This window comes from Micromonospora sp. RV43 (assembly GCF_001029515.1).
GTDB classification, from domain to species: domain Bacteria; phylum Actinomycetota; class Actinomycetes; order Mycobacteriales; family Micromonosporaceae; genus Micromonospora; species Micromonospora aurantiaca.
The window spans coordinates 46887-66407 of record NZ_LEKG01000011.1 but is presented as its reverse complement, the minus strand read 5'-3'; the positions used below and the strand labels follow the sequence as shown (position 1 = coordinate 66407).

General features: G+C 73.5%; 17 protein-coding genes and 1 riboswitch. Of the genes, 11 read left to right on the top strand and 6 right to left on the bottom strand.

Annotated features, from left to right (window positions below; translation table 11 throughout):
* Window positions 1–83: 83 nt before the first annotated feature.
* The gene (locus tag ABD52_RS04920; RefSeq protein WP_047890918.1) at window positions 84–995 is read right to left on the bottom strand and encodes a DUF559 domain-containing protein; all 912 of its coding nucleotides are present in this window, start codon (window positions 993–995) and stop codon (window positions 84–86) included.
* A 118-nt stretch (window positions 996–1113) separates the two neighbouring features.
* Window positions 1114–1225, top strand: a riboswitch (TPP riboswitch).
* Here ABD52_RS04920 and thiE point away from each other — a divergent pair.
* From thiE to thiC, 7 genes are all read left to right on the top strand, one after another.
* On the top strand, window positions 1220–1846 hold the full coding sequence (gene thiE, locus ABD52_RS04915) for a thiamine phosphate synthase (RefSeq protein ID WP_047890917.1): 627 nt from the start codon (window positions 1220–1222) through the stop codon (window positions 1844–1846). Its footprint overlaps the riboswitch before it by 6 nt.
* Window positions 1840–2970, top strand: a complete 1131-nt coding sequence (gene thiO, locus ABD52_RS04910) for a glycine oxidase ThiO (RefSeq protein WP_200905164.1) — start codon at window positions 1840–1842, stop codon at window positions 2968–2970. Before thiE ends, thiO begins: the two co-directional genes overlap by 7 nt.
* Window positions 2961–3161 (top strand): sulfur carrier protein ThiS, encoded by a 201-nt coding sequence (thiS, locus tag ABD52_RS04905; RefSeq protein WP_013288601.1) that lies wholly within the window; start codon window positions 2961–2963, stop codon window positions 3159–3161. Before thiO ends, thiS begins: the two co-directional genes overlap by 10 nt.
* Before the next feature lie 4 nt (window positions 3162–3165).
* Window positions 3166–3939, top strand: a complete 774-nt coding sequence (locus ABD52_RS04900; RefSeq protein WP_047890915.1) for a thiazole synthase — start codon at window positions 3166–3168, stop codon at window positions 3937–3939.
* A 62-nt stretch (window positions 3940–4001) separates the two neighbouring features.
* Window positions 4002–4754 carry a thiamine phosphate synthase gene (locus ABD52_RS04895; RefSeq protein ID WP_235437342.1) on the top strand — a complete coding sequence of 251 codons (753 nt, stop codon included), beginning with the start codon at window positions 4002–4004 and terminating at the stop codon, window positions 4752–4754.
* A complete protein-coding gene (thiD, locus tag ABD52_RS04890) occupies window positions 4751–5539 on the top strand; it encodes a bifunctional hydroxymethylpyrimidine kinase/phosphomethylpyrimidine kinase (RefSeq protein ID WP_047890913.1) in 789 nt (262 codons plus the stop codon). Before ABD52_RS04895 ends, thiD begins: the two co-directional genes overlap by 4 nt.
* A gap of 17 nt (window positions 5540–5556) precedes the next feature.
* Window positions 5557–7149, top strand: coding sequence for a phosphomethylpyrimidine synthase ThiC (thiC, locus tag ABD52_RS04885; RefSeq protein WP_082171211.1), 1593 nt, complete (start codon window positions 5557–5559; stop codon window positions 7147–7149).
* A 45-nt stretch (window positions 7150–7194) separates the two neighbouring features.
* Here the strand turns inward: thiC and ABD52_RS04880 are convergent, their stop codons facing one another.
* From ABD52_RS04880 to ABD52_RS04865, 4 genes are all read right to left on the bottom strand, one after another.
* Window positions 7195–9855, bottom strand: a complete 2661-nt coding sequence (locus tag ABD52_RS04880) for a hypothetical protein (protein WP_047890911.1) — start codon at window positions 9853–9855, stop codon at window positions 7195–7197.
* A gap of 74 nt (window positions 9856–9929) precedes the next feature.
* The gene (locus ABD52_RS04875) at window positions 9930–10238 is read right to left on the bottom strand and encodes a cupin (RefSeq protein ID WP_013288595.1); all 309 of its coding nucleotides are present in this window, start codon (window positions 10236–10238) and stop codon (window positions 9930–9932) included.
* A complete protein-coding gene (locus ABD52_RS04870) occupies window positions 10235–11185 on the bottom strand; it encodes an LLM class F420-dependent oxidoreductase (protein ID WP_047890910.1) in 951 nt (316 codons plus the stop codon). Before ABD52_RS04870 ends, ABD52_RS04875 begins: the two co-directional genes overlap by 4 nt.
* Before the next feature lie 2 nt (window positions 11186–11187).
* Window positions 11188–11970, bottom strand: a complete 783-nt coding sequence (locus ABD52_RS04865; protein ID WP_013288593.1) for an ABC transporter ATP-binding protein — start codon at window positions 11968–11970, stop codon at window positions 11188–11190.
* Between the two features lie 284 nt (window positions 11971–12254).
* On the opposite strand from ABD52_RS04865, the gene ABD52_RS04860 reads away from it, so the two are divergent.
* The gene (locus ABD52_RS04860; RefSeq protein ID WP_013288592.1) at window positions 12255–13283 is read left to right on the top strand and encodes an ABC transporter substrate-binding protein; all 1029 of its coding nucleotides are present in this window, start codon (window positions 12255–12257) and stop codon (window positions 13281–13283) included.
* A gap of 163 nt (window positions 13284–13446) precedes the next feature.
* The gene (locus ABD52_RS04855; RefSeq protein ID WP_225319577.1) at window positions 13447–14217 is read left to right on the top strand and encodes an ABC transporter permease; all 771 of its coding nucleotides are present in this window, start codon (window positions 13447–13449) and stop codon (window positions 14215–14217) included.
* A 163-nt stretch (window positions 14218–14380) separates the two neighbouring features.
* Here ABD52_RS04855 and ABD52_RS04850 read toward each other — a convergent pair whose 3' ends face one another.
* Complete coding sequence (locus tag ABD52_RS04850; protein WP_013288590.1) at window positions 14381–15562, bottom strand: ABC transporter substrate-binding protein; 1182 nt, start codon at window positions 15560–15562, stop codon at window positions 14381–14383.
* 447 nt (window positions 15563–16009) lie between these two features.
* Between ABD52_RS04850 and ABD52_RS04845 the strand changes: the two genes are divergently transcribed.
* Together ABD52_RS04845 and ABD52_RS04840 are read left to right on the top strand one after the other, a co-directional pair.
* Window positions 16010–19066: a nitrate- and nitrite sensing domain-containing protein gene (locus ABD52_RS04845; RefSeq protein WP_047890909.1), complete on the top strand. Its 3057-nt coding sequence runs from the start codon at window positions 16010–16012 to the stop codon at window positions 19064–19066.
* Window positions 19063–19470, top strand: a complete 408-nt coding sequence (locus tag ABD52_RS04840; protein ID WP_013288588.1) for a roadblock/LC7 domain-containing protein — start codon at window positions 19063–19065, stop codon at window positions 19468–19470. The genes ABD52_RS04845 and ABD52_RS04840 overlap by 4 nt, the downstream gene beginning before the upstream one ends.
* Window positions 19471–19521 lie beyond the last annotated feature (51 nt).

Here is a 19521-nt window from a genome sequence, read left to right as displayed (position 1 = left end):
GGCTGTGGGGCTGTGGGGCTGTGGGGCTGTGGGGCTGTGGGCTGTGGGTTGCGAGCCGGGGTGCGGCGGGCTGCGGGTGCGGATCAGTGGTTTGCCGCGGCGGCGCGACGTTCTGCCAGGGCCTGGCGCACCAGGGCGACAGTGGCGTCGGGCCGGCGTAGCACGTCGTCGACGGTGAACCGGAGCACGACCCACCCGGCCGCGCGGAGCGCGTTCAGGCGCGCCACGTCCCGCCGGAAGTGAGCCCGTTCCCGGTGGTGGTCGCCGTCGTACTCGACCGCGAGGCGGAGAGCCGGCCAGGCCAGGTCCACCCGGGCCACGAAGCGTCCGCCGGCGCGCACCTCGTGCTGGGCGGTCAGCGGGCCGAGACCGGCGTCGAGGAGGAGCAGCCGCAGCCGCGTCTCCATCGGGGACTCGCTCAACGGCTCGGCCATCGTCAGTACCTCGCGCAGCAGCGGAGCGCCCGGCCAACCCGGCCGGTCGGCGGCGTAGGCCCGCAGGACGGGCAGCTTCACGACCCGGCGACGCAGCAGCGCCTCGACGGCGACCAGCGCCTCGGCGAGTGAGCCCTGCCGGCCCAGGTCGAACGCGGTACGCAGCGGGGTCGTGACCGGCAGCCCCGCGAACCGGGTGCGGTCCGACTCGGGCAGGGGCGACCGGGTCACCAGCAGCCGTGGATGAGGACGCATGCGGGCCGGGCTCGGCAGCAGCACGGTGACCGGCGCGTCGCGGCTGAGCACGTCCGCGCCGAACAGCCAGGCGGCGCTGCGTCCCGCCAGTGCGGCACCCGGCGGCAGGCGCAACGCCACCGCCTCGCACCACATCCGGTGGTCGTCGGCGCGGTGTCCGTCCCGGTGCACGTACACGTCCGGCAGCAGGCGGATCCACGTCGGCCCGCGCAGCATCGTCCAGGTGAGCAGTCCTTCGGAGACGGCATGGCTGCCCCGGAACGGCAGGATCGCCAGGCGGCGCGGGACACGGGCGGGAACGGACATCCCGGCAGCGTGTCGTGACGAGACGGTCACCTGTTGCCCCGGTACGGCATGTGAACGGTTCCTGGGAAAAACCTCACCCGGGGTTCCGTGCGGGCGGGAGGCGTCGTACGGTAGGCCGCAAGTGACCCACGGGAGCCCGGTGCGGACCGGGCTGAGAGGGGGGCTGGGAGCCCCCGACCGTCGAACCTGATCCGGGTAATGCCGGCGCAGGGAGGAGCGTTGCCGTGCTGTCCCTGGGACGACTGCATCTCATCACCGACACCCGGCCGGGGCGTGACCCGCTCGCCGTGCTGCGTGCCGCCCTGCCCGTGGCGGGCGCCGAACTCGTCGTGCAGGTGCGCGTGGAGGACGACGCCACCGACCGGGAGGCGTACGAGCTGGCGTGCCGGGTGACCGAGGCGTGCCGGCCGTACGGGGCACAGTGCCTGGTCAACGACCGGCTGCACGTGGCGCTCGCGGTGGACGGCGCCGGGGGCCACGTCGGCGCGGACGATCTGCCGGTCGCAGCCGCGCGCCGGGTGCTCGGCCCGGACGCGGTGCTCGGCGCGACCGCCCGGGAGCCGGTGGGCGCCCGTACGGCCGTGGATGCGGGCGCGAGCTACCTGGGCGTGGGCCCGTGCCACGTCACCACCACCAAGTCCGGCCTGCCGGACCCGATCGGCCCCGGGGGGATACGCGCGGTCGCCGAGGCGGTCAGCGTCCCGGTGATCGCGATCGGTGGGGTGACGGCCGCGAGCGTGCCGGCGCTGCGGGCCGCCGGGGCGTACGGGGTGGCGGTGGTCGGCGCGCTCAGCCTGGCTGCCGATCCGGCGCACGCCACCGCCGAGCTGCTGCAGGCGCTGACGTGTTAAAAGGGGGCCCTTCCTCTACCGGAGGCGTTAACAGGGGGCCCTTCCTTACCGACGTGGCGGTGGTGGGCGCCGGGCCGGTGGGACTCGCGATCGCGTGGCGGTGCGCGCAGCGCGGACTGCGCGTGGTGGTGCACGACGACCGGCCCGGGTCGGGCGCCTCGGCGGTGGCCGCCGGGATGCTGTCGCCGGTCGCGGAGGCGTACTTCGGTGAGCACGAACTCACAGCGCTTCTCGTCGGGTCCGCCGCCCGCTGGCCCGGCTTCGCCGCCGAGCTGGCCGGGGCGAGCGGCGTCGACCTCGGCTACCGCACCGAGGGCACGCTCGTCGTCGGGCTCACCGCCGACGACCTGGCCGAGGCGGGGCGGCTGTGGTCGTACCAACGGGGTCTGGGACTGCCGATCACGCCGCTGCGCCCCTCGGAGCTGCGCGACCGCGAGCCGGCGCTGGCACCGCGCGTGCGTGGCGGCGCGGTGGCCCCCGGCGACCACCAAGTGGATCCGCGACGGCTGGTCGCCGCGTTGCGGACGGCCGTGGAGCGCGCCGGCGTGGAGCTGCGCCCGGCCCGCGTCGGCGCGCTGTCCGAGGTGGACGCCCGGGTCACTGTGGTCGCGGCCGGCTGCGGCGCGGCGGGCCTGACCGGCCTGCCGGTCCGCCCGGTCAAGGGCCAGGTGCTGCGGCTGCGCGCGCCGGGTGGTGGTCCGCCGGGCTTCCGGCACGTGATCCGGGGGTACGCGGACAGCGAGCCGGTCTACCTGGTGCCCCGGGACAGCGGTGAGGTCGTGGTCGGGGCGACCGTGGAGGAGCGCGCGGACACCGAGGTCACCGCCGGTGGCGTGCTGACACTGCTGCGCGCCGCCGCGGAGCTGGTGCCGGAACTCGTCGAGTACGAGCTGGTGGAAGCAGTCGCCGGGCTGCGCCCCGGTACGCCCGACAACGCGCCGATCATCGGGCCGCTGCCGGGGCAGCCGGGCGTCCTCGCGGCGACCGGGCACCACCGGCACGGCATCGTGCTCACCCCGGTCACCGCCGACCTGGTCACCGAGCTGATCGTCACCGGCGAGCCGGATCCCGCGCTCGCCCCCTTCACCCCGGACCGCTTCGGGAAGGAGCGCACGTGGAACTGATCGTCAACGGCACCGGCCGGACGTTGCCCGAGGGCGTCACCGTCGCCGAGGTGGTCCGCACCGTCACCGACCGGGAGCGCGGGCTCGCCGTAGCGGTCAACGGCGAGGTGGTGCCGCGCGGCGGCTGGTCGGCGAGCGTGCTGCGCGACGGCGACCGGGTCGAGGTACTCAGCGCCACCCAGGGCGGGTGAACGGATGTCCACACTGGAGATCGGCGGGGTCGCGTTCGGCTCGCGGCTCATCCTCGGCACCGGCGGCGCGGCCAACCTGCACGTGCTGGAGCAGGCGATCCGCGCCTCCGGCACCGAGCTGGTGACGTTGGCGCTGCGCCGGGTGGACACCACGCCCGGCGGCTCGGGCGGCCTGCTCGACCTGGTGGAGCGCTGCGGCGTACGGCTGCTGCCGAACACGGCCGGCTGCCGCACCGCCGTGGAGGCGGTGAAGACGGCGCACCTGGCCCGGGAGGCGTTCGACACGGACTGGGTGAAGCTGGAGGTGATCGGCGACGAGCGCACGCTCCTGCCCGACGGGGTGGAGCTGCTGCGCGCCGCCGAGGAACTGGTGGCCGACGGGTTCACAGTGCTGCCGTACACCTCGGACGATCCGGTGCTGGCCCGGCGGCTGGCCGACGTGGGCTGCGCGGCGGTGATGCCGGCCGGGTCGCCGATCGGCTCCGGGCTGGGCATCGGCAACCCGCACCACATCCGGCTGGTCCGGGCGGCTGTGGACGTGCCGGTGGTGCTCGACGCGGGCATCGGCACCGCCTCCGACGCGGCCCTGGCGATGGAGCTGGGCTGCGACGCGGTGCTGCTGGCCAGTGCCGTGACCCGGGCTGCCGACCCGGTGGCGATGGCCACGGCCATGCGGTACGCGGTCGAGGCCGGGCACCTGGCGTACGGCGCGGGCCGCATCACCCGCCGCTTCCACGCCTTGCCGTCCACCCCCGACGAGGGACGGCCCGACCTGTGACCGCCGTACGCGTTGCGGATCTTGGTACGGAGGCGCCCGTGGAGGGGCGGCCGCGTACCAAGATCTACACCGGCCCGACCGGGGTCGTGCTGCTCACCGATCGGCGGGTCGCCAAGGGGGCGCTCGTCGACGTGGTCGCGGGGGCCGTCGGCGGGGGAGTGCGCTGGGTGGTGCTGCGGGAGAAGGACCTGCCCCGCGCCGAACGCCTCGCGCTCGCCGTCGAGCTGCGCGCGATCCTCGCCGAGGCGGGCGGCACGCTCGTCGTGGCCGGACCCGATCCGCTCGACGGGGACGCGGTGCACCTGCCCGCCGCCGGCCCGTACCCGCCGCCCGCAGTCGGACTGGTCGGCCGGTCCTGTCACGACACCGCCGAGCTGGCCCGGCTCACCACCGAGCACTACGCCACGCTGTCCCCGGTCTACGAGACAAGGACGAAACCCGGCTACGGCCCGGCGTTACGGCCGACCGGGTTGCGCGAGCTGATCGCGGCAAGCAAGGTGCCCGTGCTGGCACTGGGCGGCATCGAAACCACAGCCCAGGTCACCGCATGCGTAGAGGCAGGCGCAACAGGAGTAGCAGTCCTGGGAGCCATCATGCGCGCCCAGGAGCCGCGAGAAACCGCCACCACGTTGGGCAGAGCTTTCGAGGAGGCGGCCACCCGTGTGGCGCGCACCCACCCCGCGCGATCGGACGAAGGCCCGCACGCGACAGGGCTGCGGCCGACCGTGCCCACGGAGGGATCAAGCCTGACCGCCCGGAGTGGGCACGGTCGGCCGCAGCCCTCAACCGCAACCACCGGTGAAGGAAACCAGTGACGCCGAAAACAGTTCTCAGCATCGCCGGCTCCGACTCCGGAGCAGGAGCGGGCATCCAGGCCGACCTCAAGACGTTCGCCGCGCTCGGGGCGTACGGCACCACAGTGCTCACCGCCGTCACCGCGCAGAGCACCCGGGGCGTGGACGCCGTCCTGCCCCTGCCGCCGCAGACAGTGCGCGACCAGATGGACAGCGTCCTCGGCGACTTCGACGTGCGCGCCGTGAAGACCGGCATGCTCGGCACCCCGGCGGTCGCGGACGCGGTGGCCGAGGCGGCCCGGGCCGGGCGGTTGCCGCACCTGGTCGTCGACCCGGTGCTGGTCGCCACGAGCGGGCACCGGCTCGGCGTGGTGGAGGCGGTCGAGCGGCTGCTGCCGTACGCGGAGGTGGCGACGCCCAACTGCGCGGAGGCCGCGGCCCTCACCGGAGGCCCGGTGGGCACCGTCGAGGAGATGGTCGCGGCGGCGGAGGCGCTGGCGGCGCGCGGACCGGCGTTCGTGGTGGTGACCGGCGGCGACGTGGACGCCGACGGCGAGTCGGTGGACGTGCTCGCCGGCGGCGGGACGACCCGCCTGCTGCGCGCGCCCCGGGTGGACACCCGGCACAACCACGGCACCGGCTGTTCGTTCTCGGCCGCCGTCGCGGTCCGGCTCGCCGCGGGCGACGCGGTGCCGGTCGCGGTGGCGGACGCCAAGGAGTACGTCACCCGCGCGCTGACCGGCGCGCGGACCTGGGAGCTGGGCGCGGGACGCGGCCCGCTGGACCACTTCGGCTGGTCCGCATGAGCGACAGGGAGGCTGTCATGCAGGCACGTCGCAAGGTGTACGTGGAAGGGTCACGCCCGGACGTCCGGGTGCCGTTCGCCGAGGTGACGCTGACCGGGGACAACCCGCCGGTACGGCTCTACGACACCTCCGGTCCCGGCTCCGACCCGGAGGTGGGGCTGCCCGCGCTGCGTGGTCAGTGGATCGCCGAGCGCGGCGACGTGGCCCCGGTACGCGGCGCCGGCACGCCGCTGGCGGGTGTGGACGGGAAGCGGCCGACGCAGCTCGCGTACGCCCGGGCCGGGATCGTCACTCCGGAGATGGAGTTCGTGGCGGTCCGGGAGTCGGTGGCGCCGGAGTTCGTCCGGGACGAGATCGCGGCCGGGCGGGCCGTGCTGCCGCTCAACGTCAACCACCCCGAGTGCGAGCCGGCCGTCATCGGCAAGGCGTTCCTGGTGAAGGTCAACGCCAACATCGGCACCTCGGCTGTCACCTCGTCGGTGGCCGAGGAGGTGGAGAAGCTGACCTGGGCCACCCGGTGGGGCGCGGACACCGTGATGGACCTGTCCACCGGCAAGCGCATCCACGAGACCCGCGAGGCGATCGTGCGGAACGCGCCGGTGCCGATCGGCACGGTGCCGATCTACCAGGCGCTGGAGAAGGTCGGCGGCGACCCGGTGAAGCTGAGCTGGGAGGTGTTCCGCGAAACCGTCATCGAGCAGGCGGAGCAGGGCGTCGACTACATGACCGTGCACGCCGGGGTACTGCTGCCGTACGTGCCGCTGGCGGTGGACCGGGTCACCGGCATCGTGTCCCGGGGCGGCTCGATCATGGCGGCCTGGTGCCTGGCGCACCACGAGGAGAACTTCCTCTACACGAACTTCCGGGAGCTGTGTTCGCTGCTCGCGAAGTACGACGTGACGTTCTCCCTCGGTGACGGCCTGCGCCCCGGTTCCATCGCGGACGCCAACGACGAGGCGCAGTTCGCCGAGCTGCGCACGCTCGGTGAGCTGACGAAGGTTGCCTGGGAGTACGACGTCCAGGTGATGATCGAGGGCCCCGGGCATGTGCCGATGCACAAGATCAAGGAGAACGTGGACCTCCAGCAGGAGTGGTGCCACGAGGCGCCGTTCTACACGCTCGGCCCGCTGACCACCGACGTCGCGCCCGCGTACGACCACATCACCTCCGCGATCGGCGCGGCGATGATCGGCATGTTCGGCACCGCGATGCTCTGCTACGTCACCCCGAAGGAGCACCTCGGGCTGCCCGACCGCGACGACGTGAAGGCGGGCGTGATCGCGTACAAGATCGCCGCGCACGCGGCCGACCTGGCCAAGGGGCACCCCGGCGCGCAGGCGTGGGACGATGCGCTGTCGAAGGCCCGGTTCGAGTTCCGCTGGGAGGACCAGTTCAACCTGGCGCTGGACCCGGAGACCGCGCGGGCGTACCACGACGCGACTCTGCCCGCCGAGCCGGCGAAGACCGCGCACTTCTGCTCGATGTGCGGGCCGAAGTTCTGCTCCATGAAGATCACCCAGGAGTTGAAGGACTACGCGGCGCGGGGCATGCGCGGCAAGTCGGAGGAGTTCGTCGCCTCCGGGTCACGGGTCTACCTGCCGCTGGCGTGAGCGAGGCCGGGGGCGGGTCGCTTCCGGCCCGCCCCGGGCCGCCGTTCACTCGCGGTGGTGCCGCCCGGTACGCAGCGAGCGGGCGTCGTCGGCGTTGTCGTCCGAGGCGAGACCGGCGACCCAGTCCACGTACTCGTCGTCGGCCTCGGCACCCGGCTCGGCCGTACGGTCGGCCGGCTCCGGGTCGCCCTTGGCCCGGTTGCGCCGGAACAGGCCGCGCCGGGTCTTCGGCTTCCCGCCGGACGCGTCGGCGTCGTCCGGTTCGGCGTGCCGCCCGCGCCGGGAGTCCGCCTCCGTCTCCGCGGCGGCGGCCTCGGGCAGCGCGGCACCCGCCTCGCCCGGTGCGGCGGTCGCCGCCTCGGGCCGGGCGACAGGTCTCCCCGCCTCCGGCCGGGCGAGCGGCCCCGCCGGGCGGGCGTTCGTGGCGAGCGCGTCCCATCCGGTGCTCGCGCCCGGCTCGGGCAGGCCACGGTGGCGGGGGCGCGGCGCCGGCTCGGCCGGGGCGGACGCCTCCGCGTCGTCCCGGGCCGGTGCGTCCGGTTCGGTGGTGGCGCGGTGCGGGCGGGCGGCCAGGGTGATCGGCCAGGCCGGGCGTACCTCGCCGGGCGCTCCGGTGACGTCCTCGAACATCGGGAACCGGGGCCGGGACGACGGGGCCGGCGCCGGGTCGTCGAAGAAGAAATTGCGTCCGGGACGCCCGGTCGGTGCGACATCCGCCGTGGGGGCATCGGTGCGGGGAGCCGGGCTGCTCGACGTCGTCAGCGGGGCGTCGGCCGGGCTGCTCGGCATCGTCGACCTGGCGTCGGCCTGCTCGATCGGCGTCGTCGGCGCGACGTCGGCCGGGCCGGAGCCGGGGGAGGCCGGGCCGGTGGCACGCGGTCCGGCCTTCGGGGCGCGGGGGCGCCGGGAGCGGGTGGAGCGGCCCGTGGCGCCGGTGTCTCCGGTGGCCTTGGCCGGTGGCGCGGCGGGGGTGTCGCTGTCCGCGTCGGCCGTGACCGGTCCGGCGAGCGCGCCACTGTCAGTACGCGGGCCGGGAACGTGGCCCTCGGCGGTGCCGCCGGTGGCCGGTGACGTGGCTTCCGAGGTGGTGCCCGCAGCGGCGCTCGGGGAGGCGGCATCCGCTGGGCGGGGTGCTGTGGCGTCGGCGGGTGCCGTCGATCCGTCGGTGGTGCCGCTGGACCGGCTGGCGCGGGTACGGCGCGGCCGGGTCACCCGTGGCGTGGTCGCCGCCGCTTGCTGGGGCGGTTCCGGTGCGGCATCGTCCGTGCCGGCTGCCGAGCCGGTGCCCGAGGCGGCCTCACTGTCCGCCGGGATGCCGGTCGCCTGCCCGGACGTTGCATCGGCAGGTTCGGCACCGGCAACGGCCCGGTCGGCGGTGCCTGCGCGGTCCGTGGTGACCGCCTCGCCGGTGCCGCCCGCGTGGGCGGTGCCCATGTCCGTGCCCATGTCCGTGCCTGGACCCGGACCAGGGACCGGGACCGGGTCGGGGCGGCCCGCGGCGAGGACGTCGATGGCCGAGGTCCGGCGCCCCGGGGGCAGCAGACCCGGCATGGGCTGGCCGTGGCCCGTGTCGGCGACGGCCGGGCGCTCACCCGCCGGCCGTTCCGCAACGGCCGGCTGATCGACGGCGGGCAGACCCGCGAGGGCCGGCCGGCCGGCGGCGGGAAGATCGGTACCGGCCGGAGCCGTCGCCGTGGCCGAGCCGCCGGGCTCCGGCCAGTTCCAGTGCGCCGGCGCGGCGGCGCCGCTCGTCACCGGAGGCGCGGGCGGGGCGGCCGGGGCGCCCGGAGTGGACGAGTGCGGCAGCGGCGCGAGGATGTCGGTGGCCTCGACGGCGTCGGGGTCACCGGTGGCGGTGACCGGCCGGGGCAGCACTGTGGTGGCCGTCGAGCCGAGCGCACCGGCGATCACGGCGATCAGCGCGCCGTAGTAGGGCGCGACCTGGTAGCGGTCGGTCGCCGAGCCGGGACCGGCGGTCAGGTAGGCGAACGCGACGAGCACCGGGCCGGCGGCCCCGGCCGCGCCGCCCACCAGCGGCGGCCATTCGGCCCGGCGGGCGAGCACGCCGACCGCCCCGCCGGCCAGCAGCGTGAGCACCGGCAGCAGCAGCATGGACAGGCGTTGCGCCGCCTCCGGATCCAGCCAGGAGGGTTCGAGGACGCCGAGCCGTACCGTGGCCAGCGGCCGGCTGGACACGATCGTGGGCGCGACGGAGAGCAGCGCCATCAGCCAGACGATCCCGGCGGTGACCGCCACGCCCCAGCCGAACGGCGGCTTGAGCAGGACGGCGATCGCGGCTCCCGCTCCGACCACCGCGCCGAGGGCGGCGCAGATGCCTGCGGCCCAGACCGGGTCGACGGATCCGCCCAGCTCGGCCGCGCGGGCCGGTTGCATGCACAGCGGGGCGACCACCGTCGCGCCCAGCGCGCTGACGCCGGCGATGGAGAGCAGTTCGGTGGTGCCGCCGGGACTGTCGTCGCGACGGGCGAAGCGCTCGGTGAGGACGGCTCCGGCGACCGTGGCGACAGCGGCGAACCAGCCCACCCAGACGAGCTGGGCGGGCCACCGGTTGACCGAGACGTCCACGAACGCGCCGTCGAGGCGTACGACTCCGAAGCCGTACGCGATCCCCAACTGGCCGGCCCCGGCCAGCACGCTCACCCCGAGCGCCGTGAGCAGCAGCCTGCCCCACGTCCGAAAGGCCATGTCGGGCACGTTACGGCCCGGTGCCCCCGATCGCCACCTTGCCGCCGCGCGGCGCGGCGAACCTGCCGGTGCGGCTACTTCAGCTCGACCAGGCGCGCGAGGTAGGTGGTGTCGCCGACGTTGGTGAGCATGTGCACCGCGCCCGGGTCGCGGTAGACCACGCCGCCGGTCGGCTCGTCGGCGTCGATGGTGGTGCCGTCGATCGTCTGCACCACGTTCTTGGCGCCCTGGATCGCCACCACCAGGTACGGGTGGTCGTGGCGGTGCAGCGGCTGCCGCTCACCCGGCTCCAGCCGGATGTGCCAGACGCGTACGCGGTCGTTCTCGTACACGATCTCCTGGCCCACCGGGCCGAGTTCGAGGTCGGCGGAGAGTTCGGTCATCGCGGTCCGTCCAGTCGGGGGAGCACCTCGGCGGCGATGAGCTCCACGTGGTCGAGGTCGTCGAAGTCGATCAGGCGCAGGTGCACCCGGGTGGCCCCGATCGCGGCGAACTCGCCGATCCGGTCGACCAGCTGGGCGGGGGAGCCGACCACCGGGTCCTCCGGCGGCAGCGCGCTCGTGACGTGCAGCGGCGCGGCCCGGCGCTGCGCCTCGGCGTCGGTGCGTCCGATCGCCACCACGATGCCGGCGGAGAGCGTCAGGGGCGCGCGGCCGGAGGCGTCCCGCCCGGCGCGGTCGCACGCCTCCCGCACCCGCTCGTACGCGGCGGCGGTCTCGGCCACGCTCTTGAACGGCATGTTGAACTCGTCGGCGTAGCGGGCGGCCAGCTCGGGGGTGCGCTTCGGTCCCCGGCCGCCGACGATCACCGGCGGGCCGGGCTGCTGCACCGGCTTGGGCAGCGCGGGCGCGTCGACCAGCCGGTAGTGCTCACCGGTGAAGCTGTACGTCCCGTCGGACGGGGTGCGCCACAGCCCGGTGACGATCTCCAACTGCTCGGCGAGCCGGTCGAAGCGCTCGCTGACCGGCGGGAACGGGATGCCGTACGCGGTGTGCTCGCGCTCGTACCATCCGGCGCCGATGCCCAGCTCGACCCGGCCGCCGCTCATCCGGTCGACCTGGGCGACCATGACGGCGAGCGGCCCGGGGAGCCGGAACGTGGCGGACGTGACGAGCGTGCCGAGCCGGATCCGCGAGGTCTCCCGGGCCAGCGCGGCGAGCGTCAGCCAGGCGTCGGTGGGGCCGGGCAGCGCCGGCTCGTCCCCCATGGCCCGGTAGTGGTCGGCCCGGAAGAAGCCCTCGAAGCCGGTCTCCTCGACCAGCCGGGCGAGCCGGAGCTGGTCGTCGTAGTCCGCACCGCGGTGGGGTTCGGTGAACACCGAGACCCGCATGGTCACCGGCCTCCCACGGGTACGCCGGGGGCGTCCCGCTCCATCAGCAGTTCGTGCAGCTCGGCGCTGATCCGCGCGACGTCTTCCAGGTGCTCGTGGCGGCCCAGCGTGCGCGGCCGGGGAACGTTCACCTCGACCACCTCGCGGATGCGGCCGGGGCGCGGGCTGAGCACGACGACCCGGTCGGCGAGCAGCACCGCCTCGTCGATCGAGTGGGTGACGAAGACGATCGTCGCCTTCGTCTCCATGTGCACCCGCTGGAGTTCGCCGGAGAGTTCCTCGCGGGTGAGCGCGTCGAGCGCGGAGAACGGCTCGTCCATGAGCATCACCCGGGGCGAGCCGATCAGCGACCGGCACAGCGACACGCGCTGCTGCATGCCGCCGGACAGCTCGTGCGGGAGGCGCTTCTCGAAGCCGCCCAGCCCGGCCATCTCCAGCAACTGGCGGGCCCGGTCGCGGTGCTCGGCGCGGCGCCAGCCGAAGATCTCCACCGGCAGCAGCACGTTGTCCAGCACCGAGCGCCAGGGCAGCAGCGCCGGACGCTGGAACAGCATCGCCACGTCGCGGCGAGGCTTCGTGATCGGCGTACCGCCCACGGTGATCTCACCGCCGGTGACCGGCAGCAGGCCGGCGATCATGCGCAGCAGCGTGGACTTGCCGCAGCCGGAGCGGCCGAGGACGGCGACGAACTCGCCCTCGGCGACGTCGAGGTCGATGCCGCGCAACGCCTCCACCCGCCCCGAACGGCCGTCGAAGGTGCGGGACACCCCGGACAGTCGGATCATCTTCCGCCGGCTCCCTTCCACGTCGTCCGAACGCGAGCCGGGCTAGCGTAGCGGACCGTGCTTATAGCACCGTCCGGGGTGGACGTCAGTCCGCTTTCCGTCACGCAACTTCGTTTCCGTTCCGCAACCGGGACGGCGGCGGCAGGTCATCTGGCTTCTCGTACGCTGTTGCGCGCGAAGAGTCCCCTCACGACGGTCCAGTCGGCCGAACCCGCCTGCCGACCCCGTCGGACCCACGACCCGACCGGCGAAGAAGTCCTGGTCGGAAAGGACATGGTGCACTGATGAGAAGGCTGACCCGTACGGTCGCCGCCGCGGCTATGGCCACCGCCCTCGCCCTGGTGGGCGGCTGCAGCAGCGACTCGGAGAAGTCCGAGAGCGGCGGCGGCAACGGCGCGGCGCTGGAGAAGGTGACGTACCTCACCTCGTTCGGCAACTTCGGGCGTGACTCCTACGCCTGGGTGGCGAAGGACAAGGGCTTCTTCAAGGAGGCCGGTTTCGACGTCGACATCAAGCCCGGTCAGGGCACCGGCTCCGTGATCCAGACCATCACCGGCGGCCAGGCCGACTTCGGCCCGATCGACCTGACCGGTGGCATCCTTCAGCTCGGCAACGGCCAGGCGAAGGACTTCGTGGCGGTGGCCGCGATCCAGCAGCGCACCATGGCCGCCATCGTCACGGTCGAGGGCAAGAACATCGCCACGCCGAAGGACCTCGAGGGCAAGAAGCTCGCGGACACCCCGACGTCCGTCGTGCGCAACCTCTTCCCGACGTACGCCCGGCTCGCCGGCATCGACGGCAGCAAGGTGACCTGGGTCAACGGTGAGGCGCAGGGCCTGATCGGCATGCTCGGCTCGGGCTCGGTGGACGGCATCGGCCAGTTCGTCGTCGGCCAGCCGACGGTGGAGACGGTGACCAAGAAGAAGCCGGTCGTCCTGCCGTACAGCAACGTGATGCAGGACCTCTACGGCAACGCGCTGATCACCTCGTCGAAGATCGCCAAGGAGAAGCCGGAGATGGTGAAGAAGTTCACCGCCGCGCTGCTCAAGGGCCTGGAGTACTCGCTGGCCAACCCGGACGAGGCGGGCGAGATCCTGAAGAAGAACGTGCCGGCCGCCGTCCCGGCTGCGGCGTCCGCCGAGCTTCAGCTGATGGCCGCGTACGTCCGGTCGAGCAACTCCGGCACCGCGATCGGCACGCTGGACAGCGGCCGGGTCGCCAAGAGCATCGCGCTGCTCCAGGGCGCCGGTGCGCTGAAGCAGAACCTGACCCCCGACCAGATCATCGACTTCAACCTCGCGCCGAAGGCCTGACCGGTCCGCTCGGGCCAACGGGGGTGCGACCCGCCGGACACCCCGGTGGGGCGCACCCCCTTCCCGTGCCGGTCACACCGACCGGCGCAGAGAGGAGGACACGTTGACACAGTCGACCGAGGCCCGGCCGGAGGCGCCGCCGCGCCCGGCGGTCCGGCGCGGGATGGCCGTACGCCCGGCGGCGGTCGGATTGCCGGCGCTCGGACTGGTGATCGCGGTGGCGGCCTGGTGGCTGGTCACCTCGGGCCTGAACCTGGTGCACCCGGCCGCGCTGCCCCCGCCGCAGGCGGTGGGGAAGTCCCTCGCCGGCACCACCGAGGTGCTGCTGCCCGCGCTGGGCATCACCACCTGGATGACAGTGTTCGGCTTCCTGCTCTCGTCGGCGGCCGGGGTGCTGATCGGGATGGCGCTGGCCGCCTCCCGCCGGGTGGAGCGGATGTTCGCGCCGCTGCTGGTGGCGGTGAACGCGGTTCCGAAGATCGCGTTCGGGCCGCTGCTCGTGGTCGCGGTGGGCTGGGGGCAGAAACCCATCCTGACCATGGTGTTCCTGCTCTGCTTCTTCCCGATCGTGCTCTCCACCGCCACCGGTCTGACCACCACCCCGGCGGACCTGGCGGAGCTGGGCCGGTCGCTCAACGCCTCGTGGTGGCAGTCGTTCCGCAAGGTGCGCTTCCCGGCGGCGCTGCCGCAGATCTTCGTCGGGCTCAAGGTGGCCATGCCGCTGGCCGCGATCGGCGCGGTGATCGGGGAGTTCTACTCCGACCGTCCGGGTCTGGGTTACCAGATCCTCCAGTACAACGGCGTCGGTGACACCGCGACCGCCTGGGCTGCGATCGTGTTGGTGGCGCTGATGAGCATCGTGCTCTACGCCGTCCTGAGCCTGGTCGAGCGGCTGGCCCTGCCCTGGGTGCGGGCCACCACCTCAGCCCGCTGAGAGCACCGACAAGAGAACCCGACGTCGACCGAGAATCCAGAAAGAAAACCTCAACCCACGGATGGCGGCCGACCACGACAGGCGTGGCCCCACCGCAACCGGCGCAGGGATCAAGCTTGACCGCCCGGAGCCGGTTGCGGTGGGGCCACACCCCCAACAGTGACTAACCAGCGAGCCGCCAACGACCACCACGAGCCACCAGCGTCGTCAACGCCTGCGGCATCAACCCGGAGTGGTTGTCCGGCGTCATCCGGATCGGCCCGGACAGCCCGTCGAGCTGCGAGGTCTCCAGCACGTCACGCAGCGCGTCCCGGTCGACCTCGCCCGGCTCGCCGCCGGCCCGCTGCTCGGCGTCGGCGATCAGCTGGACCGCGTCCGCCGCGAACGAGGAGAAGCCGTTGTAGCCGCCGAACCGGGCGGTGTAGTCCTGGAACCACTGCCGGCGCGCGGCCTTCGCCGGGGTGGTGGCGATCACGTCGTCGATCACCATGGTCTGGGTGAAGATCAGCGTGGCCTCCTCGGTGGAGCGGGCCGACGGGCCGAGGAAGAGGTCGCCGGCGGCCGTGGCGTCGAAGAACAGCGAGCCGCGGAACTTGCTCTGCCGGGCGGTGGTGGCGGCGAGCGTCGCCTGCTCCGGCGTGGTCCACAGGACCAGGGCCTGCGGCTTGCGGGCGATCAGCTCGTTGATCTGCGTGCCGACCTCGGTGTCGGTGGCGCGCACCGACTCGTTGCCGACCAGCTTGACCGTGGTCTTGCTCAGTTCGCGGCGCAGGGCGGTGAGCCCTTCCTGGCCGTAACCCTCGGCGCTGTGCAGCAAGGCCACCTTGCGGACGCCGCGCCGGTCCAGTTCCGCGGCGAGCGCGGCGGCGCTGTCGGTGGCGTTCGGGGCGAGCTTGAAGACATATCGGCGCTCGGCCACCGGCTCGGTGACCGCGCTCGACGACGCGAGTGCGATCGTCGGAATGCGCTTCTCACCGATCGTGCGGGCCGCGCCGACGGCGCATTCGTTGCAACCGCCCATGATGACGGCGCTCACCCGTGAGTCACCGCTGAAATCATTGATGTTCCGCAAGGATTCCGCGGCGTCCGAGCGGTTGTCCTTGACCCGCAGATCGATCTTCCGGCCGCCCAGTGCGCCGGAGGCGTTCAACTGCTCGACCTTCAGTTCCAGAGCCCGTTGGTAGACCTTGCCGACCGGCGCCGAGGCGCCGGAGAGTTCCAGGTCGGCGGCGATCACGATCGGGCTGGTGTCCTGCGGTTCCCCGCCGATCCCGCAGCCGGTGAGCGTGGTGGCCAGCACGGCCGATGCGAGCGCCGCGATGCGCGCGGAGCGGATGGGGCTCAACTCAGTCCTCCAGGTGCGGCGCGGGCCGACGCCCGATCACCGCCGCTCGTCCGTCCTCAGTGGAGGAACGGGATTGGTTTGCCGTACGGTGTGCGCGAAGCCTGCAAAACCTTGCCAATGCCGGGGCCTGTGGTCAAGCCGGGCCGTCGAGTGCTGTTTCGGGACAGCCATCCCACATGCTGGGGACACGGAACATTAACTGACAATTACTGCACAGATGCGTGTGACCACTCTGGAGTGACATCCCCTGATCAGGGGGTCGGAGAAAAGAAGGTATTAGGTGATCGGATCACGGGTTGCGTCGACCGCGACCGTTTCCTGCCTCACCGCGGCTTCCCAAACAGGATCTCGTCTGATGAAATCGCGGCCGTGCCGCGCGTGGCGCTGGCCGCTGCACCAGGCACGGGTCAGCGGGTCACGCGTGGAAGAAACGACGGAGGCGATGTCGTGAGCACCGGACCTACGACCCTGCCCGGGAGCCCCAACGCCGAACAGCGGAACCGGCGCCGGCTCCTGCCCAGGCTGCGCGACGCGCGGATCCGCTCCAAGCTCGCCCTCATCCTGGTCGTTCCGGTCGCAGCTGTCATCGCGCTGGCAACTATCCGACTCATCTCGGTGGGCCAGGGCGCGTACGAGGCGGACCAGGTCCGGTCGCTGAGCGCGGTGTCGGTCGACATCGCGGCGCTCACCCAGGACCTGCACAAGGAGCGCATGGCGGCGGCGGTCTTCCTGGCCGACCCGAACCAGAAGCCGGACGCGTACAACCTGCGGGTGCGTCAGACCGACGAGCGCATCGCGGCGTACCAGGACGAGCGGGGCAAGCTCGGCGACGTGACGGGCGCGATCAGCAACCAGCTCAAGGTGATCGACGCCCACCTGTCCACGTTGAACGGCACCCGCCAGGAGGTGCTGGACCGGCTGCAGATGCCGGTGGCCGAGGCGAGCCTGCGCTACGGCATCGTGCTGGACGACCTGGTCGCGTACAGCGACGCGCTGGCCCAGCAGCCGGGCGCGGACAGCCTGGCCGACGCCCGCCGCGCGGTGGCCGCGTTCGCCCACGCCAAGGCCGAGGTGGCCGAGGAGCAGGCGGTGGCCTTCACCGCCCTCGACGGCGGAAGGATCGACGAGGAGCAGTTCTCGTCCTTCGTGGCCACGCTGACGGGTCAGCAGGAGGCGCTGCTCACCTTCTCCCGGTCCGCGACGCCGAGCCAGCGGGCCCTGGTGGACCGCACCGTCTCCGGTGACGCCGTCCAGCTCGCCGACCGGGTCGCGGGCGACATCTCCCGGTCCATCGGGCGTCAGGCGCTGGTCACCCGCGACGAGGCATCAGCCGCCATCGGCGCGGTCGACGACCTGATGCGGTGGGCCGAGATCCAGCTCCTGGACGACATGCTGGCCGACGCCGACGAGGCACGCGCCGACGTGATCCGGCAGGCGATCGTGGAGAGCCTGCTCGTGCTGCTCACGCTCGCGGTCGCGGTGACGCTCGCCGTGGTGCTCGCCCGCTCGCTCAACGACTCGCTGCGCCGGCTGCGCGAGGGCGCGCTCGCCGTGGCGAACCACGACCTGCCGGACGCGGTGAGCCGGCTCCAGAACGTCAACGCCATCGGTGACGGCGGTGTGGACGAGATCGTCCAGCAGGTACGGGATCCGATCAAGCTGAGCAACCGCGACGAGGTCGGTCAGGTGGCTGTGGCCTTCAACGTGGTCCACCGGGAGGCGGTCCGGGTCGCGGCCGAGCAGGCCGCGCTGCGGACGAGCGTCTCGGCGATGTTCCTCAACCTGGCCCGCCGCTCGCAGAGCCTGGTCGACCGGATGATCGGTGAGCTGGACGCGATCGAGCGTTCCGAGGAGGACCCGAAGCGGCTGGCGCAGCTGTTCGAGCTGGACCACCTGGCCACCCGGATGCGCCGCAACGACGAGAACCTGCTGGTGCTCGCCGGCGCCGACTCGGCCGTACCGCGTCGCGACGACGCGCTCCTGGTCGACGTGCTGCGCGCCGCGCAGTCCGAGGTCGAGCTCTACAACCGGATCGAGTTCGGCACCGTCGACACCGACATCTCGGTGGCCGCGCACGCCGTCAACGACGTCGTCCGGCTGGTCGCCGAGCTGCTCGACAACGCCACCCGGTTCTCGCCGCCGAACACCACAGTGGTGGCCGACGGCCGCCGGATCCGCGACTACGTGCTGATCCAGATCGAGGACCGCGGTCTGGGCCTCAGCGACGACCAGCTCGACTCGCTCAACCGGCGACTGGCCGCGCCACCGACCGTCGACGTGGCCGCGTTCCGGCTGATGGGTCTGGCCGTGGTGAGCCGGCTCGCCTCCCGCTACGGGATCCGCGTCGAGCTGCGCCGCAACGTCGAGGGCGGCACAGTCGCCCAGGTCACGCTGCCGAACTCGACAGTGGTGCTGCCGGCCAACCGGGGCCAGGCCCCGCTGACCCGGCCGCGTCAGCCGCTCGCCGTCGAACAGTCGCCGCTCAGCCAGGTCGGCGCCGCCGACGCGCTGGCCGGCGCCGGGCGGGGCGCGGCCACGGCGACGCTCGCCGACCAGTGGCGCGGGGCGACCACCGCTCCGCCGTCGCGGTGGCAGACGCCCGGCGAGACGCGCGACACCACGCCCGCCGTACAGCTGGGTGGGGCGACCGGTGCGCTGCCCACCGTGGCGGCGCCCGCTCCGGTGGCGGCGGCGCCCGCTACCGCGCCGGCTCCGGTCTCCGGAGCAGGCTGGTCGGCCGGGGGACCGACGGTGGCGTACCCCGCGCTCGACCCGCTGCCCAAGCGGACGCCGGGTGTCGAGACCGCGCAACCCGCCACCCAGGCCGCGCCTCCGGCCTACCAGCCGCTCGCGGCGGCGCCGGCGGTGGAGAGCACCCCGGCGACGCCGGTGGTGGCCCGGCCCGAGCAGCGGGCCGAGGCGCCGATATTCCGTGAGATGGAGGCGGTCTGGTTCCGTTCGCACGGAGAGGACGAGACCACCATCTTCACCCGTCCCACGTTCGACGAGCCGCCCGCGCCGGCACAGCCGGCGGTGGCGCCCCCAGCGGCGCCGGCGCGTCCGAAGCTGCCCACCCGTACCCCGGGGGCCCAGGCGTCGGGGCTGACCACGTCGACCACGCCGTCCGCGTACAGCCCGCCGGAGGTTCCGTCCACGCCGCCGGCGGCCGCGACGCCGCCCCCGGCGCCACCCGCCGCCGCGCCCGCGCCCGCGCCGCCGATCGACCCGGAGGCCTGGCGTACGGCGGCCGACGAGGGCTGGTCCCGGGCCAGCCGTGCCGCGGAGCCCACCACCGGCGGCACCACCCGCTCCGGCCTGCCCAAGCGGGTGCCGCAGGCCCAGCTCGTGCCCGGCGGGATAGAGCCGAAGAGCGGCCGGGACCGCAGCCGGCGCACGCCGGACGAGGTACGCGGTCTGCTCTCCGCCTACCACCGTGGCGTCCAGCGGGGCCGTACGGCCGGCGCCGACCTGAACAGCACCTCGACCAAGGAGACGAACCGATGAACAGGCCGGCGGCCATGCAGGACATGGGGTGGCTTCTCACCAACTTCGCCGACAGCGTTGCGGGTATCGCGCACGTGGTGGCGGTGTCCGCGGACGGGCTGCTGCTCGCCTCCTCCCGGGACCTGCCCGGTGACCGGGCCGACCAGCTCGCCGCGATCACCTCCGGCGTGGTGAGCCTGACCGAGGGCGCGGCGCGGATGTTCAGCGCCGGCGGGGTGTTGCAGACCGTCATCGAGATGGACAGCGGCTACCTGTTCCTGATGTCCATCAGCGACGGTTCGTCGATGGCCGTCCTCGCGGCGCGCAGCTGCGACGTCGGCCAGGTGGGTTACGAGATGGCGCTGCTGGTCGAGCGGGTCGGCCAGGCACTGGTCCCGCTGCCGAGAGACGCGGTCCGGTCCTGATCGGACCGGGGAGCTGACGACCGGAGCCGGTGCGGCTCCGAACGAGGGGAG

Coding starts and splice junctions, on each gene's coding strand:
- ABD52_RS04920 (WP_047890918.1), bottom strand. CDS start 995: ATGTCCGTTCCCGCCCGTGTCCCGCGCCGCCTGGCGATCCTGCCGTTC.
- ABD52_RS04900 (WP_047890915.1), top strand. CDS start 3,166: ATGTCCACACTGGAGATCGGCGGGGTCGCGTTCGGCTCGCGGCTCATC.
- ABD52_RS04880 (WP_047890911.1), bottom strand. CDS start 9,855: ATGGCCTTTCGGACGTGGGGCAGGCTGCTGCTCACGGCGCTCGGGGTG.
- ABD52_RS04865 (WP_013288593.1), bottom strand. CDS start 11,970: ATGATCCGACTGTCCGGGGTGTCCCGCACCTTCGACGGCCGTTCGGGG.
- ABD52_RS04840 (WP_013288588.1), top strand. CDS start 19,063: ATGAACAGGCCGGCGGCCATGCAGGACATGGGGTGGCTTCTCACCAAC.
- ABD52_RS04855 (WP_225319577.1), top strand. CDS start 13,447: ATGGCCGTACGCCCGGCGGCGGTCGGATTGCCGGCGCTCGGACTGGTG.
- ABD52_RS04870 (WP_047890910.1), bottom strand. CDS start 11,185: ATGCGGGTCTCGGTGTTCACCGAACCCCACCGCGGTGCGGACTACGAC.
- thiC (WP_082171211.1), top strand. CDS start 5,557: ATGCAGGCACGTCGCAAGGTGTACGTGGAAGGGTCACGCCCGGACGTC.
- ABD52_RS04875 (WP_013288595.1), bottom strand. CDS start 10,238: ATGACCGAACTCTCCGCCGACCTCGAACTCGGCCCGGTGGGCCAGGAG.
- ABD52_RS04860 (WP_013288592.1), top strand. CDS start 12,255: ATGAGAAGGCTGACCCGTACGGTCGCCGCCGCGGCTATGGCCACCGCC.